Below are 1,472 nucleotides of genomic sequence, written 5' to 3'. Positions count from 1 at the left end.
GGATCACCGGCATCCGCGCCAACAGCAGCTCACTCCAGCGCACGACGGTGCGCCCGATCAGGCCGGCCGTGGACCAGCCGATCAGCACCAGGATCGCCATCGCCATGAGCAGGCCCACGCCCGGCAAGCTGAACGGCAGGTAGGTCTCGGGATTCCAGCGCGCCGGCAGGATGGAGTTCATCCAGCCGTCGAAGAAATCGACGACCTGCCAGACCACGTACGCCGTGATCAGCAGTGGTGCTGTGACGATCATCCCGGCCAGCAGCCAGTTGCGGATGCGGGCACCGAGCGGCTGCCTGGGCAGATGCATGGGATTTGGCGGCAGGATCGACGTGGGTGGCGTTTCTTTCTGTGGCATCATCGCAACAAAACTGGTCCCCGGATATGAAAAATACGTGGCCCTTTCCCTGCGCGTCCAGCCTCGATTCGTCGCGCGGCGCGGCCCGGCGCAGCGAGATACGAACGGGCCTCGCGCAGTAGGCGAACAAACTCTCACCCCGTGTCGACGAACCTCGTGCTGGCGCGGTTTCCGCGAACCTATCGGTCGAAGGAGCCTCCTTCGCGGGGCATATCGCTAAAATTTGAGGGAAATTTTGCGAGTGTCTGGCAATATTTATTCAGAACTTCCGTTTGTTGACACCCGCTTAACCAAGATACATGAAGACAACCCATAGAATTGTTCTTGCACCACTGACCCGCGAAGGGGTGGCTCAGATGACCGTGATCGTGAACAACATGCTCCTCGTCCGCCGCATCAACGAGCTTCACCGGCAGCGGGAGCAGCTTTGCGAGCGGCAGGAGCGGATGCGTGGCATTCTTCCCGACTGGACCGTCGAGCCACTGAAGCTCGCCGGCATGTCGGCGCGCGAGATCGAGACGATGATCTCCGAGCTGTCCACCGCCGAGCAGCAGACCGGGCTCGCCGAGCTGGAGCGCGACATGGAGCGCCTGGACCAGCAGATCGAGGAATGCGAGAATCAGTTGATCTCCGCGCGCCACAAGTCGCTCGACTGCATCGAGACCGTGCTGCGGCTGGCCGCCGACCGGCTCCGCCGCCAAGTCTCCACCGACCCGAACGACGTCTTCTACGACTATGGCGAAGCCCGGGTCATGTTCATGCTGGACAGCGTGATCGACGACCTGCGCCTGCAGATGCAGTCGGAGGAGCGCGCCGCGAGCTGATCGCCGGGCCCGCCGGCGGCCCGCAGCGCGGCTGTTCCCATGTGGCCGGCCTCTGTGCCATCCCTGGCTCCCCTGCCATCTGGTGAGCCGGACGATGCGCCCCGACATCCTGCTGTTCCAGGTCGATCAGCTCGCCGCCCAGTGGCTCCCGTTCCACGGGCACCCGCTCGTGCAGGCGCCGGTGCTCGAGCGCCTGGCCGAGACCGGCGTGGTGTTCGACGCCAACTACTGCAATGCGCCGCTCTGCTCGCCCTCGCGCTTCTCCATGCTCACCGGCGCCCTGCCCTCGC

At 64.5% G+C, this 1,472-nt stretch carries 3 protein-coding genes; 2 read left to right on the top strand and 1 reads right to left on the bottom strand.

The window, feature by feature from the left end:
• Positions 1-310, bottom strand: a 310-nt coding sequence (locus EQG76_RS00400; protein WP_407925488.1) for a DUF502 domain-containing protein, incomplete at its 3' end; no start/stop codon positions are given.
• Between the two features lie 404 nt (positions 311-714).
• On the opposite strand from EQG76_RS00400, the gene EQG76_RS00395 reads away from it, so the two are divergent.
• Both EQG76_RS00395 and EQG76_RS00390 read left to right on the top strand, forming a co-directional pair.
• Positions 715-1,182, top strand: coding sequence for a hypothetical protein (locus EQG76_RS00395; RefSeq protein ID WP_159709589.1), 468 nt, complete (start codon positions 715-717; stop codon positions 1,180-1,182).
• 94 nt (positions 1,183-1,276) lie between these two features.
• The coding region (locus EQG76_RS00390; protein WP_159709587.1) for a sulfatase-like hydrolase/transferase at positions 1,277-1,472 on the top strand (196 nt) is incomplete at its 3' end.

Origin of the sequence: Geminicoccus flavidas, from assembly GCF_009806515.1 — a bacterium.
Taxonomy (GTDB): Bacteria; Pseudomonadota; Alphaproteobacteria; order Geminicoccales; family Geminicoccaceae; genus Geminicoccus; species Geminicoccus flavidus.
The sequence above is the reverse complement of the archived record's forward strand: the minus strand, read 5'-3'. Positions and strand labels throughout refer to the sequence as shown.

Bases quoted from the DNA above. Each gene is read 5' to 3' on its own strand.
- EQG76_RS00395 (WP_159709589.1), top strand. From the start codon at position 715: ATGACCGTGATCGTGAACAACATGCTCCTCGTCCGCCGCATCAACGAG.